Below are 20,991 nucleotides of genomic sequence, written 5' to 3'. Positions count from 1 at the left end.
GCCGAGCCAGAGAGGCTCAGTCGCTGCTCTGCAGGATCGCGAAGAGCCGCAGGAACTCGATGTAGAGCCACACCAGACTGGCGACCAGGCCGTGGCCCAGCAGCCAGGAGTACTTCTCCGGAGCACCGCCGCTGACCGCGCGGTCCACGGAGTCGAAGTCGACGGCCAGCGAGTAGGACGCCAGGCCCACGCCGAGTAGCGAGACGAGGATGCCGAGCGGCCCGCTGTAGATTCCCCAGCCGTCGCCGAAGCCGAGGAAGCTGGCGCCGATGTTGACGAGCAGGAAGACCATGTAGCCCATCGCGGCCATGCCGAAGATCCGGCGGGACTTGCTGGTGACCTTGATGAAGCCGGCCTTCCAGCCGATGAACATGCCGGCGAAGGTCGCCAAGGTGGCGACCACCGCAGTGGTGACGACACCGGGGAACATCAACTCGAAGGTCGAGCTGACGGCACCAAGGAAGGCGCCCTGCAGCACGGCGTGCACGAGGATGAGGCCGACGTTCACCTTCTTGCTGAAGCCGATGGCGAAGCTCAGCGCCAGCGAGCCGAACATGCCGACCAGCCAGATCGGCATGGCGACCTCCGGTCGCGGGCCGACGAACATCCAGGTCGCGGCGGCGACCGCCACGACGACGCCGAAGAGCATGAGGCTCTTGACGACGACGTCGTCGAGGGTGAGGCGACCGGTCTGCGCGGGGCCGGCAGGGGCCTGGTCGTACATGTCCTGCAGCTGCTGCTCGGACATGGTCTCGCTCGGGCCGGGCTGGTAGCCGGTCGGCATGGGCGGTGCGCCCTGCGCCTGGCCGTACCCCTGCTGCGCGTAGCCGCCGGACTGCTGGCCGAAGCCGGCATACCCGCCCTGGGCGGCCTCCTTGTCGATGCGGTTGAAGACCGGGTTGACGGCCATGGAACCTCCAAGTCGTACGGCACCGCGGTCGAGCGACCGCGATGTCAGGTGTCACCAGCATAAACGCGCGGGCCGACAGAAGGATTCCGCGCGCTCATCACGCTCGCGGCATCGATCTGGTCCGTGTCACCGGGTGCGGCTATCCTGGCGGCTCCCGTCCGAAGGAGGGTATGCCGCGCCGCACCGGCACCCGCGCGCTCACCGGCGCCCTGGCCCTGGCGATGTCCGCCGGGCTGCTCGGTGCCCCCGTCACGGCCGGCGCCGCACCCTCGGGCGACGTCCTCACGACCCCGGTCACCACCCACCCGGGCGACGGCACCCCCTACCCGCGCCAGGAGCCGCTGCCCGAGCCGCCGGTCGACGACACCGACGCGGCGCTGAAACCCGGGCTGACGGCATACCACGACGTCTCGCGGCGGCTGAACGCCGCGATGGCCGGCTCCGACCGTGTCTCCGCCGAGGTCATCACGCAGACCGGGGGCGGCCGCGACGTCGTCCTCGTCACCCTGACCGCGCCCGAGACCCGGGCCAGGCCCGGCAGCAGGAGCGGCTGCGCGACCTCATCACGGACGACCCCGCCCGGGCGGCCCGCGACCGGCAGCTCGGCAAGCGCTACAAGCTCCCCGTCTTCGTCAACGCCAACATCCACGGCAACGAGTTCGAGGGCACCGACGCAGCCCTGCGGCTCGTGGAGGACTACGCGACCAGCGAGGACCCCCAGGTCGTGGATCTCCTCGAGCGCTCGCGCATCCACCTCGTCGTGACGATGAACCCGGACGGCCGGCACGGCAACACCCGCCGCAACAGCGCCGGCTTCGACCTCAACCGCGACTTCGTCACCGCCACCCAGCCGGAGACGATCGCGGTGCGGGACGCGCTCATCGCGACGCAGCCCGCGCTCATGCTCGACCTGCACGGCTACGTCAACGGGACCCTGGTGGAGCCGACGACCCCGCCGCACGGGGAGAACTACGAGTACGACCTCTTCATCGAGCACGCCTATCCCAACGGCCTCGGCATGGAGGAGGCGATCAACGGGCTCGGCTACGACGCCGACGACGGGGTCGAGCCGGTCCAGGTGCCGCTGCGCGACTGGGACGAGGGCTGGGATGACTGGCCGCCGATCTTCACCCCGCAGTACGCCGCGCTGCACGGGGCCGTCGCGCACACGATCGAGGTGCCGCTGCGGGTCAACAACTCCTCCTACGACCTGCCCGTGGAGGAGCTGGAGCGCCGCTCGCGGATCAACACCGACATCGCGCACGCGGCGGTCACCGCGACGCTGGAGTATGCCGCCACGCACCGTGACGAGCTGCTCGCCGACCACATCGAGATCTTCCGGCGGGGCGAGGCCGGCGAGCCGCAGACGCCGGTCGAGGAGGGTCTCTTCGACGGGGTCATCGGGCCCGAGGACGTCTACACCACGACCTACCCGCGCGCCTACGTCATCCCGTCGGCGACCAGCAGCGGTCGGCCCCGGCGACCGTCCGGCTGGTCGAGCACCTGCTCGCCAACGACGTCGAGGTGACGCGGCTGACGCGCTCCGCCACGCTGTCGGGCCGCAGCTATCCCGCGGGGAGCTATGTCGTCGACATGCACCAGGCCAAGCGCGGGATGGCGAACACGCTGCTCGGCCGGGGCACCGACATCTCCGACCGGGTGGACGCGATGTACGACATCTCCGGGTGGAGCCACGGGCTGCTCTGGGGTGCCGACGTGGTCACCGTGCCCGAGGGCGACCCGCTGCGGATCCGGGGTCGTGTCGTCGACGAGGTGGATCGCGAGGGCTCGCTGCCCCGCAGCCGCAGCGGCTGGACGCTGCCGATGACCGACCCCGCCGACGTGCAGGCCGTGAGCCTGCTGCTGGAGCAGGGGGTCCCGCTGGAGCTGCTCGAGGACGGCCGAGTGCTCGTGCCGCGCAGCTACACCTGGGCCGCGGGCAACGTGGTCCGGCGGTTCGGGGTGGAGCTCGACGCGGCGCCCCGGCAGGCCTCCGGCGAGCCGCTGGACCCCTCGGCCCGGACGGTCGGCGTGGCCGGCAGTGCCGAGGAGCGGTGGGCCTTCGGCGAGATGGGTCTGACCGCGCGCGAGGTGAGCACCGGGTCGCTCAACGACGGGATGGACCTGACCGAGCTCGACGCGCTGTATGTCTCCAGCGGCCTCGCCTGGGACGACCTCGACGAGGAGGCCCGTGCCGAGCTGCGGGACTTCGTCGCGGAGGGGGGCGGCCTCGTGGGGCGCGGTGTGGCGGGCACCAGCCTGGCCAACTCCCTCGGAGTGATCGAGGCGACGCCGGTGCGCGGCGACGCGGTGACGCCAACGGTGTCGTCCGGGTGGACAACGACCAGGAGAGTCCGGTCGCCTCCGGCGCAACACCTCACACCTTCGTCTACTCCCCCGTCTGGTTCTCCGACCTGGGCGACGACGTGCGGGTGGACCAGCGACTCGGTGCGGACCCCGTGGTGAGCGGGCACTGGAGGCCGACGCCCAGCGGTGAGGGCGGCCCGGAGGCCGGCGCGGGTCAGCCGCTCGCGATCAGCCACGACGGCGAGGACTCCCGCGCGGTGCTCCTCGGCAGCGAGCCGCTCTTCCGGGCCCACCCCAAGGGCCAGTTCGCCCTCGTCGCCCGCGCCGTACTCTGGACCGGCGCCGGTCGGTAGGCCGGGCGGCCCTCCATCAGGCGTCCGGCGTCCGGATCCTGCCCCCGTAGCCCAATCGGCAGAGGCAGCCCACTTAAAATGGGCGCAGTGCGGGTTCGAGTCCCGCCGGGGGCACCTGTCGCAGATCGGTGACGACGACTCCTGCGCTCCGCGCCGTGGGCGTGGGGCGGCAGGATGGGGGTATGCCCGCGCGCACCGACCCGCACCCGGTCACCGGTCACGAGTTCCCCTCGCCCGTCCCGCCCGGCACGGGCTGGCCGCAGGACCCGGCCGACCCCGGCACCCGCGTCGCGCGTTCCGAGGGCGGGGTGCGCCGGCTGGCCGCCGGGGCCCGCGACCTGGCCACTCTCGACGCCCGGGTCAGCGTGTGCGCCGCCTGTCCGCGCCTGGTCACGTGGCGTGAGGAGGTCGCGAGCACGCGACGGGCCGCCTATGCCGACCAGCCCTACTGGGGGCGTCCTGCGCCGGGCCTCGGCGACCCTCACCCGCAGGTCCTCGTCGTCGGCCTGGCGCCCGCGGCGCACGGGGCCAACCGGACCGGGCGCATCTTCACCGGGGACCGCTCCGGAGACTGGATCTATGCCGCGCTGCACCGTGCCGGCTACGCCAGCCAGGCCTCGTCCACGCACGCGGGGGACGGCCTCACCCTGGGCACCGTCCGCATCACCGCCGCGGTCCACTGCGCCCCACCGGACAACGCGCCGACGCCGGCCGAGCGGCATACCTGCGGGATCTGGCTGCAGCGCGAGCTCGCCCTGGCCGAGCCGAGCCTGCGCTCGGTCCTCGCCCTGGGCGGGATCGGGTGGGACGCGTTCCTCGTCGCCGCGCGCACGCTCGGGTGGGAGGTGCCACGTCCCAAGCCGCGCTTCGGCCACGGCGCGCAGGCGCGGCTCACCACCGGCTCGGGTCGGGAGATCCGGCTGGTCGGCAGCTATCACGTCAGCCAGCAGAACACCTTCACCGGCCGCCTCACCGAGACCATGCTGGACGACGTCGTCGCCCGCCTGTGAGGGCACGGCTCACGCAGCGGTGGCGGCCGCGGCGCCCGGCATGACGACCGGTGGGCAGTCGCATCCCTCGCCGCACGGCAGGTAGGTGTGCACCGGGTGGGTGCAGCTCAGGCAGCTCAGGTCGTGGGGCAGGTGCTCGACCTGCCAGGTCTGGTGGGTGTCCGGCATGATTCGTCCTCCGGGGGTGCCGAGGACCGGGGCCGTGCCAGATACGGCGGCACATGGATGAGGGGCCCTCGGCAGTATGAGTGCCGAGGACCCCTCGGACACGCCGTCACGAGGACGGTCGGTCCTGGGTCAGGACCGGGTCCGGCGCGCGAGGTGTGGACGACTCAGGCCAGGGAGAGGGCGATGCCGTCGAGGATGTCGGTCTCCGAGGCACGCACGGTCGCCAGCCCGGAGTCGTGCGCCACCCGCTGCACCACGGTCCGCCACACCAGGGCTCCGGCCCCGATGACGTCGACCCTGCCCTCGTGCATGAACGGCAGCTCGCGCCGTCGCGACCGCGGGCTCAGCAGAAGGTCGGTGCAGGCGTCGACCACGCGGTCGACCTCGAGCTCGGCACCGTGGATGGCCTCGCGCCGGTATGCCGGCAGGTCCAGCGCGTGCGCGGTCACGGTCGTCACCGACCCCGCCAGCCCCACCAGCGTGCCCACCCCGGTGAGGTCGACCGTCGAGGCCACCTCGTCGACCGCGCGCACGATGTCGGAGAGGGCCGCCCAGACCTGGTCCTCGCTTGGCGGGTCGTCGCGCAGGTGACGCTCGGTCAGCCGGACGCAGCCGATGTCCACCGAGCGAGCGGCGGCAACCCCCGTGCCCGCCTCGTCCCCGAGGACGAACTCGGTCGAGCCCCCGCCGATGTCGACGACGAGGTAGGGGCCCGGGGCACCGTGCCCCCGCAGCGGCCCGGTGGCCCCGGCGAAGGACAGCGCCGCCTCCTCCTCGCCGCTCACGACCTCGGGCGTCACGTCGAAGCCGGCGAAGGCCTCCTGGACGCCGGCCACGAAGTCGGCCGCGTTCGAGGCGTCGCGCGAGGCCGAGGTGGCCACGAAGCGGACGCGCTCGCAGCCCGCCTCACGGCACTGGTCGGCATACCCCTGCGCGGCCGCGAGCGTCCGCTGCATCGCGGCCTCGCTGATCGCCCGGTCGCGTCGATGCCCTCACCCAGCCGCACGATCTGCATCTCGCGGTGCACCTCGCGCAGCGCGGGCCCGTCGGGGCCGGCCTCGAGGTCGGCGACGAGCAGCCGGATCGAGTTGGTGCCGCAGTCGACGGCACCCACGCGCGTCATGCGGCGGACCCGCCCTGGCGCCCGCGGGGCGCGTCGTCGGCGACCTCCTGCGCCGCGGGGTGGGCCTGCTCGGCCTCGGGCAGCGGGTGGTGCTTGGGGCAGGAGTCGCAGCGCTCGTCCTCGACCGCCGAGACGCCGGAGCAGCAGCCGCCCTCCCACCAGGTCGGCAGGGCCGCGATCGCCTCGTCGCCGAGCGGGTTGACCCCGGGACCGGCCCCGAGGCTGTGCGCCACGAGCACGTGCAGGCACTTGACCCGGTTGGGCATGCCGCCGGCGCTGATACCCGCGATCTCGGGGACGTGGAGGAGCTCCTCGCGGCGGCGCAGGTAGTCGTCGTGCGCCTGGGCATACTCCCAGCGCAGGCTCTGGTCCTCCGCCAGCCGCCGCGACATCTGCTTCATCAGCCCCTCGCTCTCGAGGGTGGAGATGGCGCCGGTCAGTTTGGGGCAGGTGGCGTAGAAGCTGGTGGGGAAGGGGGTGCCGTCCGGCAGCCGAGGCTCGGTGCGGATCACGGTGGGGCAGCCGCAGGGGCACCGGTGCACGATGGCCACGACGCCGCGCGGTTCCCGTCCGAGCTGGCGCCGGATGACCTCGAGATCCTCCTCGGTGGGGGTCTCGTCCAGCGTGGTGCGGTCGAGTTCGCTCATGTCCTTCTCTGCGGGGCCGTTGCTCACGGCTCCGTGGTCTCGGGGAGCCCTTCGTTCGCGATCTTCACGGATTCCCACACCTGGCCGTACCACGGGCTGTCGGCAATCACGTCATCGCTCACCGGGGCCATTCCTGGCAACGTCTCAGTGTAGTCGCTCCCGGTGTCGTCGATGACCGTGAAGGCGGTCTCGCCCTCCTTGACGAAACGCAGCCGCTCACGGGCCTGCTGCTCGACGTAGTCGTCGTCCTCCCAGCGCTCCAGCTCGGTCTCCAGCGCGGCGATCTCCTCGCGCTCGGTCTCGATCTCCTGGTGCAGGGCGGTGATGTCGGCGCGCTGCCGCAGGAAGCCGGACAGCGCGGGGGCGACGACGAGCGCCATGACGACGAGGAGCACGCCGAGGGTGATGAGCCGGCGCACGTGCACCGGCGCCTGCCGCGCGCTGGGCAGCGTCGCGGCACGGGACCGGCCACCCGGTCGCGAGGAGGTGCGGCGCGCGGGACCCGTCGGCCTGCTGCCGGCGCGCGAGGTGCGCCGGTCGCGGGGGCCGCGGGCCGTGCTCATGGATGCTCCTCGGGCGTGCGGGTGGGAGGGGTGTGACAGGTGTGGCCAGGGTATGCCCGTGGTCAGCGGGTGCGGGGACGCCGCGCCGGGCGGCGAGCGGAACGCCGGCCCGGGCGCGACGGACCGGGCTCAGCCGCGGAAGCGAGGGAAGGCGCCGGCGCCGGCATACACCGCAGCGTCGTCGAGCTCCTCCTCGATGCGCAGCAGCTGGTTGTACTTCGCGACCCGCTCCGAGCGCGCCGGGGCCCCGGTCTTGATCTGCCCGCAGTTGGTGGCGACCGCGAGGTCGGCGATGGTGACGTCCTCGGTCTCGCCGGAGCGGTGGCTCATCATGCAGCGGAAGCCGTTGCTCTGGGCGAGCGCGACCGCGTCCAGGGTCTCGGTGAGCGAGCCGATCTGGTTGACCTTGACCAGCAGCGCGTTGGCGGCGCGGTCGGTGTGATGCCGCGCTGCAGCCGCTCGGGGTTGGTCACGAAGAGGTCGTCGCCCACGAGCTGGACCTGGTCGCCGAGCTGCGCGGTCATCTGCGCCCAGCCCTCCCAGTCGTCCTCGTCCAGCGGGTCCTCGATGGAGACGAGCGGGTAGGCGTCGACGAGCTCGGCGTAGTACTTGACCATGTCGGCAGGCTTGCGCTTCTTGCCCTCGAAGGTGTACTTCCCCTTCTCGCAGAACTCGGTGGCCGCGACGTCGAGCGCGAGCGCGATGTCCGAGCCGGGGGTGTAGCCGGCCTTCTTGATGGCCTCCATGATGAGGTCGAGCGCGGCCCGGTTGGACTCCAGGTCGGGGGCGAAGCCGCCCTCGTCGCCGAGCCCGGTGTTGAGCTTGCGGGACTTCAGCACGCCCTTGAGCGCGTGGTAGACCTCGGTGCCCCAGCGCAGCGCCTCGCGGAAGCTCGGCGCGCCGATCGGGGCGATCATGAACTCCTGGATGTCGACGTTGGAGTCGGCGTGCGAGCCGCCGTTGAGGATGTTCATCATCGGCACCGGCAGGACGTGGGCGTTGGGGCCGCCGACGTAGCGGAACAGCGGGAGCCCGGCAGAGTCCGCCGCGGCCTTGGCGACGGCCAGCGAGACGCCGAGGATGGCGTTGGCGCCGATCTCGCCCTTGTTGTCGGTGCCGTCGGCGGCCAGCATCTCGGTGTCGACGAGGCGCTGCTCGGAGGCGTCGAAGCCGAGCAACCGCGGCTCGAGGTCGTCCATCACCGCGGCGACGGCGTTCTCCACACCCTTGCCGAGGTAGCGGCTGTCGTCACCGTCACGGCGCTCCACCGCCTCGAAGGCACCGGTCGAGGCACCGGAGGGGACGGCGGCGCGGGCGACGGTGCCGTCGTCCAGGCCGACCTCCACCTCGACGGTGGGGTTGCCTCGGGAGTCGAGGATCTCGCGGGCGATGATGGCATCGATGGCAGCCATGTGCGCTCCTTTCGCGGGGGCGTCTGGGGATCGACCGGCAGCACCGGCGGTATGTCGTCGGCCAGCCTAGCGCCGCGCGGAGCTCTCGGGAGGCGGGCCGGGGCCATCGGCGCCCCGGCGTGCCGCGGCCTCCACCTGGCGGAGGGTGTGCCGCAGCGCCTGGTCGGGGTCCACGCCGCGGGCGCGCAGGTCGAGGACTGTCCGCAGGAGCGGCGCGCCGGGGTCGCCCTCGGCCTCCAGCGCTGCGACCCGCTCGTCGAGCCTTGCCCCCTCGCCCGCCTTCGCCAGTCGCGAGGCGACCTTGGCCGCGCGGGCGAGGGAGGGCATACCGGTGGGGACGCCGTCTAGGGGGTGCTCGCGCGCCGGCGCCCCGGAGCGCTCCTGCGCCTTGATCTGCTCCCAGTTGTGCGCGACGTCGGCAGCCCCCGAGACCTGCGTGTCGGCGAAGACGTGCGGGTGGCGGCGGACGAGCTTGGCGACCAGCCCTGCGGCGACGTCGTCGACGTCGAAGGGCTCCTCCTCGTGCTCGGCGCCGACCCGGGCGTGGAACAGGACCTGGAGCAGCACGTCGCCGAGCTCGTCGATCGCGTGCTCCCGGGCGTCCCCCACGGCGGCGTCGAGGTCGTCCAGAACCTCGGCGGCCTCGTGCGCCTCCTCGACGAGGTAGGGGACGAGGCTGGCGTGCGTCTGCTCGGCGTCCCACGGGCAGCCACCCGGCGAGCGCAGCCGGTCCATCACCGCGACGGCGTCCAGCAGCCGGGCGCCCGGGGTGTCCCACGACCCGACGAGCAGCTCCAGGGCGGGCGGGTCGTCCTCCGGCAGCTGGACGGCGAGCGCCTCGGCCAGGCCGGGGTCGCCGTCGGGCGAGCCGACCCAGACCACCGCGCCGTCGAGCGCGAGCAGCTCGGCGGCCCGCTGCTGCGGCGTGGCGTCGGGACCGGCGGACCTCACCTCGATCCCGGCCGCGGCGAGCGCCCGCGGGGTGGGGGCATCGGGATCGGCCGCGAGCACGTGGTCGGCGCAGCGCACCGTCTGCCAGGCGGCAGCCGACAACAGCCCCGGCGCCACCCGGGGGGAGGTGAGCAGCAGGCTCAGCCCGACGGGGAGCTGATCCACCCGGGCACCTGCGGGAGCACGCCGTCGCCCGAGGCGCTCCACGACCCGAAGCGCGGGTTGACCTCGACCTCGAGGGCGCCGATGTCCTCCGCGCTGAGGGTCTGCAGCTCGGCGATGACCGGCGCGAGCTCCTCGTCGGCGAGCGCCTCCTGGTCGCCCAGGAGCGCGCCGTACTCCTGGAAGGTCACCGCCTGGACCGTGAGGTCGCTGGCCTCGCCCTCCAGCCCCGCCTCGGAGAGCACCCGCCGGGCGTCGCTCTCGGTCACCTCGTAGCTGGTGTCGTTGAAGGAGCGATGGAGCAGCGGCGCGACGCCCGCCTGGTAGATCACGGTCGGCACGGCCACCGGCTCGGGCGAGACCTCGCTGAGCTGCTCGGCGGCCTCCTGGACCTCGGCCACCGAGTAGCCGGTGCCCTCGATGACGACGCCCTCGGTCATCCCGAGGCCGCTGCTGCACCCGGTGAGGGCCAGCGCGGCGACCGCGGCGACGGAGGGGAGGGTGTATGCGCGCTTCACGCGGCTCATCATCGCACGGCCCGCGCCTCGGGCGGCCCGTGGCATGCTCGGCCCATGAGCACCAGCACCCTGAGCACCGCCCTCCTCGATCCGGGGACGCGACCCCGCGTGGTCGACGCGCTCCTCGTCCTGGCCGACGCGGAGATCTCCACCAAGAAGGGCATCTCCGGCACGATGCTCAAGACCGCCTTCGCCGGGGCGAAGAAGGCCAGCGAGAGCAACGTGCGCAAGGGCGTGGACCGGCTGCTCCCGGGCATGGCCCGCTCGCTTGACCCGCACTACGAGGCGAAGGGGGAGGTCGCCTTCGGCCGCTATCTGTCGGACCCGGCACGGTCGGGCCAGGTGGCCGATGAGCTGCTCGCGGTCGCCGACTCCGCCGCCGCGCGCGTCGAGGGCAACCCGCTCGGCAAGGTGTATGCCTCCTTCCGCGGCAAGGCGAAGGAGCACGTCGTCGCGGCGCTCCCCCGGCTCGGCGCCACGCTCGAGACCTTCGTGCACTGAGGGCATACCCGGCTTGGGTGCCTTCGACCGGCGCCCCCTGACTCAACGCCCCCGCCGGACCTGAACACGCTTATGCAGGCGGAGCGCAGGTTATTTCCTACGCGCCGGCTGCGTAAGCGTGCTCAGGTACGGGTGTGACTGGTGTGGCGTGTTCAGATTCCGCGAGTTGAGGGCTCAGCGGGCGCCGACCGCCGCGAAGTCGTCGAGCAGCACCGCGTGGATGAGCTGGGAGGCCCAGTCGAGGATCTCCTGGTCGCGCAGCGGCTTGCCGCCGACCGCGGCCGTCTTCGGTGCTGGCACGAGGATCTGCCGCAACGCGGGCTTGATGATCGTGCCGCGGTAGACCCGGGTCAGGCGCAGCTGCTGGCTCTCCCGCAGGTTCTCCACCGGCGCGAAGCGCACCATCTGCCCCTGCATCGCGACGTCGCTGATGCCGGCCTCGCGCGCCACCGTCCGCAGCCGCGCGACCTCGAGCAGCGTCTGCACCGGGGTCGGCGGCTGGCCGTAGCGGTCCACCAGCTCCTCGCGGATCTGCTCCAGCTCGGCCTCGTCGGCGACCTGCGCCAGCTTGCGGTATGCCTCGAGCCGCAGCCGCTCCCCCGGCACGTAGTCGTGCGGCAGGTGGGCGTCGACCGGCAGCTCGATCTTGACCTCGGGCGGCGCCTCCCTCCCCTCGCCCTTGAAGGCGGCGACGGCCTCGCCGACGAGTCGGACGTAGAGGTCGAAGCCGACGCCCTCGATGTGACCGGACTGCTCACCACCGAGGAGGTTGCCGGCACCGCGGATCTCCAGGTCCTTCATCGCGACCGCTATGCCGGCACCGAGGTCGGTGTTGGCGGCGATCGTCTGGAGGCGGTCGACGGCCGTCTCGGTGAGCGGCTTCTCCGGCGGGTAGAGGAAGTAGGCGTAGGCCCGCTCCCGGCCGCGACCGACGCGGCCCCGGAGCTGGTGCAGCTGGGAGAGCCCGAAGGCGTCGGCGCGGTCCACGATGAGGGTGTTGGCGTTGGAGATGTCCAGGCCCGTCTCGACGATCGTCGTGCACACGAGCACGTCGAAGCGCCGCTCCCAGAAGTCGACGACGACCTGCTCCAGCCGGTGCTCGCCCATCTGGCCGTGCGCGGTCTCGATGCGCGCCTCCGGCACGAGATCGCGCAGCCGGGAGGCCGCCTTCTCGATCGAGCTGACCTTGTTGTGCACGAAGAAGACCTGCCCCTCGCGCAGCAGCTCGCGCCGGATCGCGGCGGCGATCTGCTTCTCGTCGTAGCCACCGACGAAGGTCAGCACCGGGTGCCGCTCCTCCGGCGGGGTGGCCAGGGTCGACATCTCCCGGATGCCGGTGATCGCCATCTCCAGCGTCCGCGGGATCGGCGTGGCCGACATGGCGAGCACGTCGACGTTGGTCCGCAGCGCCTTGAGCTGCTCCTTGTGCTCGACGCCGAAGCGCTGCTCCTCGTCGATGATGACCAGCCCCAGGTCCTTGAAGCGCACCGTCGAGCCGAGCAGCCGGTGGGTGCCGATGACCAGGTCGACCGAGCCGTCCTTGATCCCGTCGACCACCTCGCGCGCCTCCTTGTCGGACTGGAAGCGGGACAGGGCCCGGACGACGACGGGGAACTGGGCATACCGCTCGGCGAAGGTCTGCAGGTGCTGCTGCACGAGCAGCGTGGTCGGCACGAGCACCGCGACCTGCTTGCCGTCCTGGATCGCCTTGAAGGCCGCGCGGACCGCGATCTCGGTCTTGCCGTAGCCCACGTCGCCGCTGATGAGGCGGTCCATGGGCACGGTCTTCTCCATGTCCTCCTTGACCTCGTCGATCGAGACCAGCTGGTCCGGGGTCTCGGCGTAGGCGAAGGCGTCCTCGAGCTCGCGCTGCCACGGGCTGTCCGGGCCGAAGGCGTGGCCCTGCGTGGCCTGCCGCGCGGAGTAGAGCCGGATGAGCTCGGCCGCGATCTGCTTGACGTGCCGGCGCGCCCGCGACTTGGTCTTCTGCCAGTCCGCGCCGCCGAGCCGGTGGAGGGTGGGCGCCTCGCCGCCGACGTACTTCGTCAGCTGGTCCAGCTGGTCGGTCGGCAGGTAGAGCCGGTCCCCCGGTTGGCCCCGCTTGGACGGGGCATACTCCAGCACGACGTACTCCCGCGTCGCGCCCTGCACCTGCCGCTGCGCCATCTCGACGAACCGCCCGACGCCGTGCTGCTCGTGCACGACGAAGTCGCCCGGGCGCAGCTGGAGCGGGTCCACCTGCTGCCGCCGGCGCGAGGGCATGCGCCGCATGTCCTTGGTGCTGCCGCCGGTGCCCTGGTTGCCGGTGAGGTCGGTCTCGCCGAGCAGGACGAGACCGTCGTCGCCGAGCACGTAGCCCCGCCCGACCCGACCGGTGGTCACCGTCACCCGCTGCGGGTCGAGGGTCTCGGGCAGCCCGTCGGCCCCCTGGTGCAGCCGGTGCGGCACCTCACGCTCGGTCAGCACCTCACCGACGCGGCGGGCGAGCCCGGCACCGTCGAGCGCGAGCACGACCGGACGCCCCTGCGCCAGCCAGCCGCGCAGGTCCGTGGTCAGGGCGTCGACGTCGCTGCGGTATGCCGTCACCGGGCTGGAGGGGATCGTCACCGCGGGCGACCGGTCGGCTCCCTCGTCCGGCTCGTCGGCGCCCGCGCCCTCGTCGACGAACTCCTCCAGCGACTCGTCCGCGGCGAAGGCGGTGAGCGTCCACCACGGCACCCCGGCGTCCAGGGCGTGCCGGCGCATGTCGGCGAGCGACCAGGACGAGGCCGTCCCGAGCAGCTGCTGCAGGTCGATGGGGACAGCGGCACCGCCCCCGGCCGCGGCCGCCCACCCGGCCTGCATGAACTCCTCGCTGGTCCGCACCAGGTCGTGCGCCCGGGTGCGCACCCGCTCCGGGTCGAGCACGACGACCCGCGAGTCCTGCGGCAGGACGTCGACGAGCGTCTCCATGCCGTCGACGAGCGCCGGAGCCAGCGACTCCATCCCCTCGACGGCGATACCCTCGGCGATCTTCTCGAGCAGGTCACCCGCACCGGGCAGGGTGTCGACGAGCTCGGCGGCCCGCGCCCGCACGGCATCGGTGAGCAGCACCTCCCGGCACGGGGGTGCATACAGGCCGTGGCTCGCGATCTCCAGGCTGCGCTGGTCGGCGACCTTGAACCACCGCACCTCCTCCACCGTGTCGCCCCAGAACTCGACCCGGACCGGGTGCTCCTCGGTCGGCGGGAAGACGTCGAGGATGCCGCCGCGCACCGCGAACTCGCCGCGCCGCTCGACCATGTCGACCCGGGTGTAGGCCGCCGCCGCGAGCGCCTCGACGACCTCGGTGAGCGGGCGCTCCTCCCCCGCCGCGAGCCGGACCGGGACGAGGTCGCCGAGACCACGGACGATCGGCTGGAGCAGGGCGCGCACGCTCGCGACGACCACCTGGACCGGCCCGGCGAGCGGGTCCTCCCCCGTGCGGTCCGGGTGGGCCAGCCGGCGCAGCGTCGCGAGGCGGTGACCCACGGTGTCCGAGCGGGGGCTGAGGCGCTCGTGCGGGAGCGTCTCCCAGCTGGGGAAGCCGGCGACGACGTCGGGCCCCTCCGGCAGCAACTCGCCGAGCACCCCGACGAGGTCGTCCGCCTCGCGGCCGGTCGCCGTCACCGCCAGGACCGGGCCCGAGGCCTCGGCCGTCGCGAGCAGGGCGACCAGGCTCGGGTGCAGTCCGGGGGCGGCCGACACCTCCAGCGCGGGGACACCGGGCCCCGCCCCGGCGGACTCCAGCACGCCCGACACGGTCTCCTCGGCACGAGCGGCGGCGAGGAGGGGCGCGAGCGACATGAACAGCTCCTTGGCGAGCGCGTCAGACAGGGTGAGGGTGCAGCGGGCGAGACCGGTCGCGGCTGCCGGATCAGTGTACGGCGCTCCGACCGGGGGGCCGCGACGCTCTGGCGGGCGGCGACCGCGCCGGGACGGCCCCGCCCGCGCGCCGGAGGTGGCGCGGGCGGGTGCGGTGGGGCAGGATCGCCACGTGAGTCGTTCGACACCTCGCGCAGGGGCGGTGCGCCACCGGCGTCCCCGCCACCTCCTCGTCGCAGCCCTGGCGCTCGCCGCCTCCGGTGTCGCCGTGCCGGCGGCGGCGGAGGAGCCGACCTACCTCGAGGACGCCGTCTTCGACCCCGTCGACGCGCTGACCGACGCCGAGGAGCAGAGCGCGGCCGAGCAGATCGAGACGCTGCGTGAGGAGACGGGGCTGCAGCTCTTCGTGGCCTATGTCGACACCTTCACCGACACCTCGGGGTCCACGATCGACGGCCGGGAGTGGGCCGAGCTCACCTCGCAGGAGTCCGGTATGGGGGCCGGTGACCTGGTGCTCGCCGTCGCCGTCGACGAGCGCGCCTACGGACTCGGCGACATCGGGGAGACGCTGAGCGACGCCCAGCTGCAGACCATCCGGCTCGAGGACGTCGAGCCGCGGTTGGCCCAGGACGACTGGGCGGGAGCGATCGAGGGCGCGGTCGACGGCTTCGCCCGGGAGTACGAGCAGGGTCCGTCCTCGGGCGGGGTGAGCGTGCCGGACGGCGAGGACGTCTATCCGCAGTCCTCCGGGAGCGGGTTGGGCGGCGCCTTCCCCCTGCTGTTCTTCGCCCCGCTGGCCATCGGCGGGGTCGCCATGGTCGTCCAGCGGGTGCGGCGCCGTCCCGACCCGGGCGCGAAGGCGCCGGACCGGGCGCAGGGCCCGAGCCTGCCCGAGCTGCACCGGCAGGCCTCGGAGGCCCTGGTCGGCATGGACGACGCGGTGCGCTCGGCGGGCGAGGAGCTGGACTTCGCGCGGGCGCAGTTCGGCGAGCAGCAGACCCAGGCCTTCAGCGCGGCGCTGGAGCGCGCGCGGGCCGCGGCCCGGGAGGCCTTCGCGCTGCGGCAGCAGCTCGACGACGACTCGGAGGAGGCGGAGAGCGTCCAGCGCGGCATGCTCGGCCGCATCCTGCAGCTGACCGGGCAGTCCCGGCAGGAGCTGGACGCGCAGACCGAGGAGTTCGCGCGGCTCCGCTCGCTGCAGGACCGTGCCCCGCAGTTCCTCGCCGAGCTCGAGACCCGGGCCCGTGAGACCCGTGACCGGCTGCCCGTCGCCGAGCAGGAGCTGAGCGGCCTGCGCGCGCGTCACCCCGAGCAGGCGCTGGCCACGGTGCGGGCCAACCTGGAGCGCTCGACCAACCTGCTGGACTCGGCCGACGGCTTCGTCACCGCCGGGCGGCAGTCGCTGGAGCGGGACGACCGGGCCTCCGCCGTCGCGGCCGCCCGGGCCGCGGAGGAGTCGATCGGACAGGCCGCGGCGCTGCTGGACCAGGTCGCCGAGGCGGACGCCCAGCTGCGTGGCGCCGACGAGGCGATCGCCGAGGGCATCGCCTCGTTGTCCGCCGACCTGCAGGACGCCCGCCCGCACGGGGGCGAGCCGACCATCGCCCAGGCCGTCCAGCGGGCCCGCGCCGCGATCGAGCAGGCCCAGGGCAGCGGGCGCGGCGGGGATCCGCTGCGCGCGCTGGCCGAGCTGGACGCCGCCGAGCACGCCCTCGACGCCCTGCTGGAGCCGTTGCGCGAGGCCGACCGCCACCAGGCCAAGCTGCGCGGCGACTTCGAGGCCCGCGTCAGCCGGGTCGGGGCACGGTTGCGCAGCATCGACCAGACGGTGTCCACCGCGCGGGGTGCGGTGAACAGCTCGGCGCGCACCCGCATCTCCGAGGCCCTGCGGCTCTACGACGACGCCGTCACCCGGGCGTCGGAGTCGCCGACCGCAGCCATGGACTTGCTCACCCGCGCCGAGCAGCTCGGCGAGCGGGCGCTGACCGAGGCACAGCGCGACACCGACCACTGGGGCAGCGGGTCCGGCGGGTTCGGCTCGCCCTACTCCCGGGGCCGGTCCCGGGGCATCGACCCCTGGTCGGTGATCCTCGGTGGCATCCTCTCCGGTGCCGGCAGCTCGCACCGGCACCGTGGCGGCTGGGGCGGGGGTGGCTTCTCCGGCGGCGGTTTCGGCGGCGGGCGGGGGATTCGGTGGCGGCGGCTTCGGCGGTGGTGGTTTCGGTGGCGGCGGAGGGGGGAACTTCTCTGGCGGCCGCTTCTGAGCAGTCCTGGTGCAGCGCAACCGGAGGTGGCGCCCGCACGTCATACCCTCGACATCAGACCAGCAGGACCCGCGACCTCGCGGGCGGAGAAAGGATGAGACCAGATGACGCAGAAGCAGACGATCCTCGGCCGGGTGAGCCAGCTGGCACGGGCCAACATCAACGCGCTGCTGGACCGCGCCGAGGACCCGGAGAAGATGCTGGATCAGCTGGTCCGGGACTACTCCAACTCGATCGCCGAGGCGGAGGAGGCGGTGGCGCAGACCATCGCGAACGTGCGCATGGCCGAGGCCGACCTGCAGACCGACCGCGATGCCGCGGCCGAGTGGGGGCGCAAGGCGGCGGCCGCGTCGGCGAAGGCCGAGGAGATGCGCGGCGCCGGCGACCCGGACGGCGCCTACAAGTTCGACAACCTCGCGCGGGTCGCCCTGGGCCGCCAGATCCAGCACGAGAACGACGTCAAGAACGCCGAGCCGACCATCGCCCAGCAGAACGAGACGGTCGAGCAGCTCAAGGGCGGTCTGGTCACCATGAAGACCAAGCTGGAGGACCTCAAGTCGCGCCGCAGCACGCTCGTCGCCCGGGCCCGCTCGGTCGAGGCGCAGGAGAAGGTCCAGGACGCCATGTCCTCGATCGACGTCATGGACCCCAGCAGCGACCTGTCCCGGTGGGAGGACTCCATCCGCAAGCAGGAGGCTATGGTCGCCGGGCGCTCCGAGGCGCAGTCCGCCAGCCTGGAGGACCAGTTCGCCGAGCTGGAGAGCAGCAGCGGGGACGCCGAGATCGAGGCCCGGCTGCAACAGCTCAAGAGCCAGGGCTGAGGCCGGCGAGGGCCGGTCTGACGGGGGATGACGTGCGCCTCGCCGCCGTGCTGACGGCTGCCGTCCTGGGCCTGGTGCCCGGGACGGCAGCAGCGCCCGCGACGCCTCCGCTCGAGGAGGTCGCCGGGGTCGTGGACGAGGCCGACGCGCTCAGCGCCGAAGCGGTCACCGAGGTCGAGGCGTCCCTCGACGCCCTCGCGGTGGAGCGTGGCGTCGACCTGCACGTGGTCCTCGTCGACAGCTTCGACGGCCGCAGCGGCCCGGACTGGACCGAGCAGACCTTCGACCGGGCCGGTCTGGGCGACGGCGACATCCTGCTCGCCGTCGCCGTCGAGGATCGCCGTTACGGCTACGTCGAGCAGACCGAGCTCGGGGACGACGAGGCCGAGCGGGTGGCCGTGGAGGAGATCGAGCCCGAGCTGCGGCAGGAGGACTGGGACGGCGCCGCGCTCGCCGCCGCCGAGGGTTTCGGGGACGCGCTCGCACCGTTCAACTGGTGGCTCTTCGGCGGGATCTGGGCCGCCGTGGTGGGCTTCTTCGCCGCGGTGGCCGCAGCGCTCTTCGGACCCCGGACGCTGCGCGACCGCCGAGCCCGGCGGACCCGCAGCGAGGCCGTCTTCGCCGAGCGTTCCGAGCTGGTGGAGCTGATGACGAGCAGCCGTGAGCTCGCCGAGCGTGCGGGGCAGGAGCAGGACTTCGTGACGGCCCAGCTCGGCGAGGAGGAGGCTGCTCTGCTCCGCGAGGAGCGCGAGAAGGCGGTGGCCTCCCTGGACGAGGGGGTCCTCGCGCTGGCCGAGGTCCCGCAGGAGGCGCCCCGGGGCACCCCGAAGCACCGCACGCTCGGCGCGTGGCAGAGCACGCTGCACTCCGCGCACAACGGGCTGGAGGAGGCGCACCGGGTGCTGTCCGCCGCGCTGCGACGGCTCGACGTCGCGCGCGAGCTGCACCGTGATCCCGCGAGGCTGGACGATCTGGCCGCTACCGTCGCCGCACAGCACGCGCGGGCCGACGGCGCCGGGCGCTCTCTGGACGGGCTGCAGTCCTCGCCCTGGGTCCAGCAGCACGTCGCCGGCCTCGTCGAGCACGCCCGGACGGCGCTGCGCGTGGCCGGCTCGGCGCAGACCCGGGCCGGTGTCCTCCTGGGCGAGGGCCGACCCGGCCCGGCCGCCGTGGAGCTGCTCCGCGGCGAGGAAGCCCGTGGCAAGGGTGATGCGCTGCTCGACCGCGTCGAAGACCCGCGCGGTGAGCTCGAGCGGGCGATGGCCGAGCTCGCGCCGCAGGAGACGTCGCTGCGGACCGCGCTCGCCGAGGCGAGGGCGCAGCAGGACAGACTCCCGGGGTATGCCGAGCGTGCCTCCCGGCTGAACCTGCAGGGGCACGTGGGCCGGACCGACGCGAGCCGGCTCGACCGGGCCGTGACCGGTGCGACCAGCGCGCTGGAGGCACACCCCGAGGACCCGCCGGCGCGGCAGGAGGCGCTGGAGACGGCGTCGACCGAGCTGCGCTCGGCCGTGGCACCGGTGCTGGCGCTCGCGGTCGCCCTCGCCTCGGCCCGCAGCTCCTCCGGCGGCAGCTCCTCCCGGAGGAGGTCGTCCTCGAGGCGGCGCTCGTCCTCCCGGAGGAGGTCGTCCTCGCGCCGGTCGTCGCGCAGCCGGGGCGGAGGCCGCTTCTGATGGGCGCCTCCTCCCACCGGCCGGTCCCGGCGCACGGGGTCGCGTGAGGGGCGCACGCGCAGGAGCGCTCGCGGCCGTGCTCCTCACCGCAGCGGTGCCCGCGTCGGCCGGCGCTGCGGTGCCTGCGTCCGGGCAGCCAGCGGCGGCCTCCGCGTCGACGGTCCGGGCGCAGGATCCCTTCGACCTCACCGACGAGCTGGTCGACCAGGCCGGCGTGCTGTCCGCCCCCGCCGCGGTCGAGGCGGCCCAGGACGCCTTCGCCGAGCGCACCGGCCTGCAGCTCTTCGTCGTCGTGGTGGACGACTTCGAGGGCGATCCCGCCACGTCCTGGCTGGAGCGGACCACCGCGCTCTCCGGTCTGGGCGAGCAGGACCTGGCGGTGGCTGTCGCGGTGGACGACCCGGATGCGGCTGTGCGGGTGCCTGAGGGCAGCGGCCTGCGCGCCGCGGAGGTGGACCCGGTCGTCGGGCAGGTCCTCGCTCAGGCCCGCGCCGGTGATCCGCAGGGTGCCGTCGACACGGCGGTGACCGGGCTCACGGCGCTGGACCCGGTCGACCCGGCGCAGCAGACGCGCTCGCGCGCGCTGCTGACCGTAGGCGTCCTCGCCGCGCTGGCGATCGTGGTCGCGGCCGCGGCGTGGTGGCTCCGGCGCCGCGCCCGGACGCGCGCCCGTCAGGAGGCCGAGCGGCGGGCGGACGAGCTCAGCACCCGGCTGGGGACGCAGGTGGTGGCCCTGGACCGAGAGCTCGCCGACACCCGGCTGCGGGTCGAGCTGGCGGAGGCCGAGGTCGACCGGTCCGCCACCGCGCAGGCCCGCGGTGACCTGGCCGCGGCCGAGCTGGAGGCCCTGGACGTGCACCGTGCCCGCGCCGACCTCTCGGTCGGTCCCTCCGACGACCTCACCTGGCGACGCCCGGTCGCCGAGGTCGTGGCCGAGCTGGAGCAGCTGCTGGTCCTCGTCGCCTCCGCCCGCGGGCGGCTCGCCGACGCCCGTGCCACCCTCCCCCGGTAGACCCGGCCTTGCCCACCTCTGGGAGTGCGGTCACGTTCCGGCAACCTTCATCGCGCTCCAGGGCGATGAAGGTTGCAGGAAGGTGACCACAGTCGGGACGGGAGCGGGCGTGCCGGTCGCTCAGCGCACGTGAAAGCGCTGCTGGGTGGCCTCCAGGCCACGCTGGGCCAGGTCGATGACGGCGTCCTCACCGTCGCCGACGAGCAGCTCCACCTCGGTGCGGTCGCGCGCCGGGAAGTCGGAGAGCACGTAGTCGGCCGGGTCCTGGCGACCGGGCGGGCGGCCGATGCCCAGGCGGACCCGCAGGTAGTCCCGGCTGCCGAGGGACTGGCTGATCGAGCGCAGTCCGTTGTGCCCGCCCTCGCCGCCACCCCGCTTGAGCCGGACCTGCCCAGGCTCGATGTCGAGCTCGTCGTGCACGACGACCACCTGCTCGACCGGCACCTTGTAGAACTTCGCCAGCCCGGAGACGGGGCCGCCGGAGACGTTCATGTAGGTCATGGGCCTGGCGAGCACGGCACGCGGGCCGGGCAGTCCTCCCGGCAGCGTCCCGAGCCGCACCTCGGCGGCCCAGGCCCGGCCCGCCTTGTGCTCGCGCAGGCTCGCCCCCGCCGAGGCCGCCATCGCCTCGACCACCATCGCACACCATGTTGTGCCGGTGACCGGCATACCTCGGACCGGGGTTGCCCAGGCCGACCACGAGCCAGGGTGCCTCGCTCATCGTTCCTCCTCCACCGATCGAGGGCCGTGACG

At 73.6% G+C, this 20,991-nt stretch carries 16 protein-coding genes, 1 tRNA gene and 3 pseudogenes; 10 read left to right on the top strand and 10 right to left on the bottom strand.

Annotated features, from left to right (window positions below):
* Nucleotides 1-16: 16 nt before the first annotated feature.
* Nucleotides 17-910, bottom strand: a complete 894-nt coding sequence (locus FU792_RS02845; protein WP_022924466.1) for a Bax inhibitor-1/YccA family protein — start codon at nt 908-910, stop codon at nt 17-19.
* Between FU792_RS02845 and FU792_RS17250 the strand changes: the two genes are divergently transcribed.
* From FU792_RS17250 to FU792_RS02830, 5 genes are all read left to right on the top strand, one after another.
* A complete protein-coding gene (locus tag FU792_RS17250; RefSeq protein ID WP_338101147.1) occupies nt 882-2,438 on the top strand; it encodes a M14 family zinc carboxypeptidase in 1,557 nt (518 codons plus the stop codon). The two genes, FU792_RS02845 and FU792_RS17250, sit on opposite strands and share 29 nt — an antisense overlap.
* Nucleotides 2,435-3,376 (top strand): hypothetical protein, encoded by a 942-nt coding sequence (locus tag FU792_RS17245; protein ID WP_202980396.1) that lies wholly within the window; start codon nt 2,435-2,437, stop codon nt 3,374-3,376. Before FU792_RS17250 ends, FU792_RS17245 begins: the two co-directional genes overlap by 4 nt.
* Complete coding sequence (locus tag FU792_RS17240; protein ID WP_202980395.1) at nt 3,343-3,570, top strand: hypothetical protein; 228 nt, start codon at nt 3,343-3,345, stop codon at nt 3,568-3,570. Before FU792_RS17245 ends, FU792_RS17240 begins: the two co-directional genes overlap by 34 nt.
* A gap of 40 nt (nt 3,571-3,610) precedes the next feature.
* Nucleotides 3,611-3,684 (top strand) — tRNA-Leu (locus FU792_RS02835).
* Nucleotides 3,685-3,752: 68 nt separating this feature from the next.
* Nucleotides 3,753-4,580 (top strand): uracil-DNA glycosylase, encoded by an 828-nt coding sequence (locus tag FU792_RS02830; RefSeq protein ID WP_022924468.1) that lies wholly within the window; start codon nt 3,753-3,755, stop codon nt 4,578-4,580.
* Between the two features lie 9 nt (nt 4,581-4,589).
* Here the strand turns inward: FU792_RS02830 and FU792_RS16955 are convergent, their stop codons facing one another.
* From FU792_RS16955 to FU792_RS02800, 7 genes and pseudogenes are all read right to left on the bottom strand, one after another.
* Nucleotides 4,590-4,748, bottom strand: coding sequence for a hypothetical protein (locus FU792_RS16955; protein ID WP_022924469.1), 159 nt, complete (start codon nt 4,746-4,748; stop codon nt 4,590-4,592).
* A 164-nt stretch (nt 4,749-4,912) separates the two neighbouring features.
* A pseudogene (locus tag FU792_RS02825) lies at nt 4,913-5,871 on the bottom strand (Ppx/GppA phosphatase family protein).
* A complete protein-coding gene (locus tag FU792_RS02820) occupies nt 5,868-6,518 on the bottom strand; it encodes a DUF501 domain-containing protein (protein WP_022924471.1) in 651 nt (216 codons plus the stop codon). Before FU792_RS02820 ends, FU792_RS02825 begins: the two are co-directional and overlap by 4 nt.
* A gap of 23 nt (nt 6,519-6,541) precedes the next feature.
* On the bottom strand, nt 6,542-7,081 hold the full coding sequence (locus tag FU792_RS02815) for an FtsB family cell division protein (protein ID WP_052327765.1): 540 nt from the start codon (nt 7,079-7,081) through the stop codon (nt 6,542-6,544).
* Between the two features lie 129 nt (nt 7,082-7,210).
* Nucleotides 7,211-8,493, bottom strand: a pseudogene (gene eno, locus FU792_RS02810) (phosphopyruvate hydratase).
* Nucleotides 8,494-8,559: 66 nt separating this feature from the next.
* Nucleotides 8,560-9,609, bottom strand: coding sequence for a nucleoside triphosphate pyrophosphohydrolase (locus FU792_RS02805; RefSeq protein WP_022924473.1), 1,050 nt, complete (start codon nt 9,607-9,609; stop codon nt 8,560-8,562).
* Nucleotides 9,585-10,124, bottom strand: a complete 540-nt coding sequence (locus FU792_RS02800; protein ID WP_022924474.1) for a hypothetical protein — start codon at nt 10,122-10,124, stop codon at nt 9,585-9,587. Before FU792_RS02800 ends, FU792_RS02805 begins: the two co-directional genes overlap by 25 nt.
* A gap of 54 nt (nt 10,125-10,178) precedes the next feature.
* Between FU792_RS02800 and FU792_RS02795 the strand changes: the two genes are divergently transcribed.
* On the top strand, nt 10,179-10,625 hold the full coding sequence (locus FU792_RS02795; RefSeq protein ID WP_022924475.1) for a DUF6918 family protein: 447 nt from the start codon (nt 10,179-10,181) through the stop codon (nt 10,623-10,625).
* 174 nt (nt 10,626-10,799) lie between these two features.
* Here the strand turns inward: FU792_RS02795 and mfd are convergent, their stop codons facing one another.
* Complete coding sequence (gene mfd / locus FU792_RS02790; RefSeq protein ID WP_022924476.1) at nt 10,800-14,450, bottom strand: transcription-repair coupling factor; 3,651 nt, start codon at nt 14,448-14,450, stop codon at nt 10,800-10,802.
* 190 nt (nt 14,451-14,640) lie between these two features.
* On the opposite strand from mfd, the gene FU792_RS18340 reads away from it, so the two are divergent.
* The 4 genes from FU792_RS18340 to FU792_RS02765 are packed head-to-tail and all read left to right on the top strand — an operon-like array spanning nt 14,641 to nt 20,238.
* Complete coding sequence (locus FU792_RS18340; protein ID WP_161600188.1) at nt 14,641-16,830, top strand: TPM domain-containing protein; 2,190 nt, start codon at nt 14,641-14,643, stop codon at nt 16,828-16,830.
* A 6-nt stretch (nt 16,831-16,836) separates the two neighbouring features.
* Nucleotides 16,837-17,553 (top strand): PspA/IM30 family protein, encoded by a 717-nt coding sequence (locus tag FU792_RS02775; RefSeq protein WP_022924478.1) that lies wholly within the window; start codon nt 16,837-16,839, stop codon nt 17,551-17,553.
* A 32-nt stretch (nt 17,554-17,585) separates the two neighbouring features.
* Nucleotides 17,586-19,226: a TPM domain-containing protein gene (locus FU792_RS02770; protein ID WP_022924479.1), complete on the top strand. Its 1,641-nt coding sequence runs from the start codon at nt 17,586-17,588 to the stop codon at nt 19,224-19,226.
* A gap of 43 nt (nt 19,227-19,269) precedes the next feature.
* Nucleotides 19,270-20,238, top strand: a complete 969-nt coding sequence (locus FU792_RS02765) for a TPM domain-containing protein (RefSeq protein ID WP_084485101.1) — start codon at nt 19,270-19,272, stop codon at nt 20,236-20,238.
* 120 nt (nt 20,239-20,358) lie between these two features.
* On the opposite strand, the pseudogene pth reads toward FU792_RS02765, so the two are convergent.
* Nucleotides 20,359-20,959: pseudogene (pth, locus tag FU792_RS02760) on the bottom strand (aminoacyl-tRNA hydrolase).
* Between the last annotated feature and the right edge of the window lie 32 nt (nt 20,960-20,991).

Origin of the sequence: Serinicoccus marinus DSM 15273, from assembly GCF_008386315.1 — a bacterium.
Lineage (GTDB): Bacteria > Actinomycetota > Actinomycetes > Actinomycetales > Dermatophilaceae > Ornithinicoccus > Ornithinicoccus marinus.
This window is presented reverse-complemented; position numbering and strand designations above follow the sequence as displayed.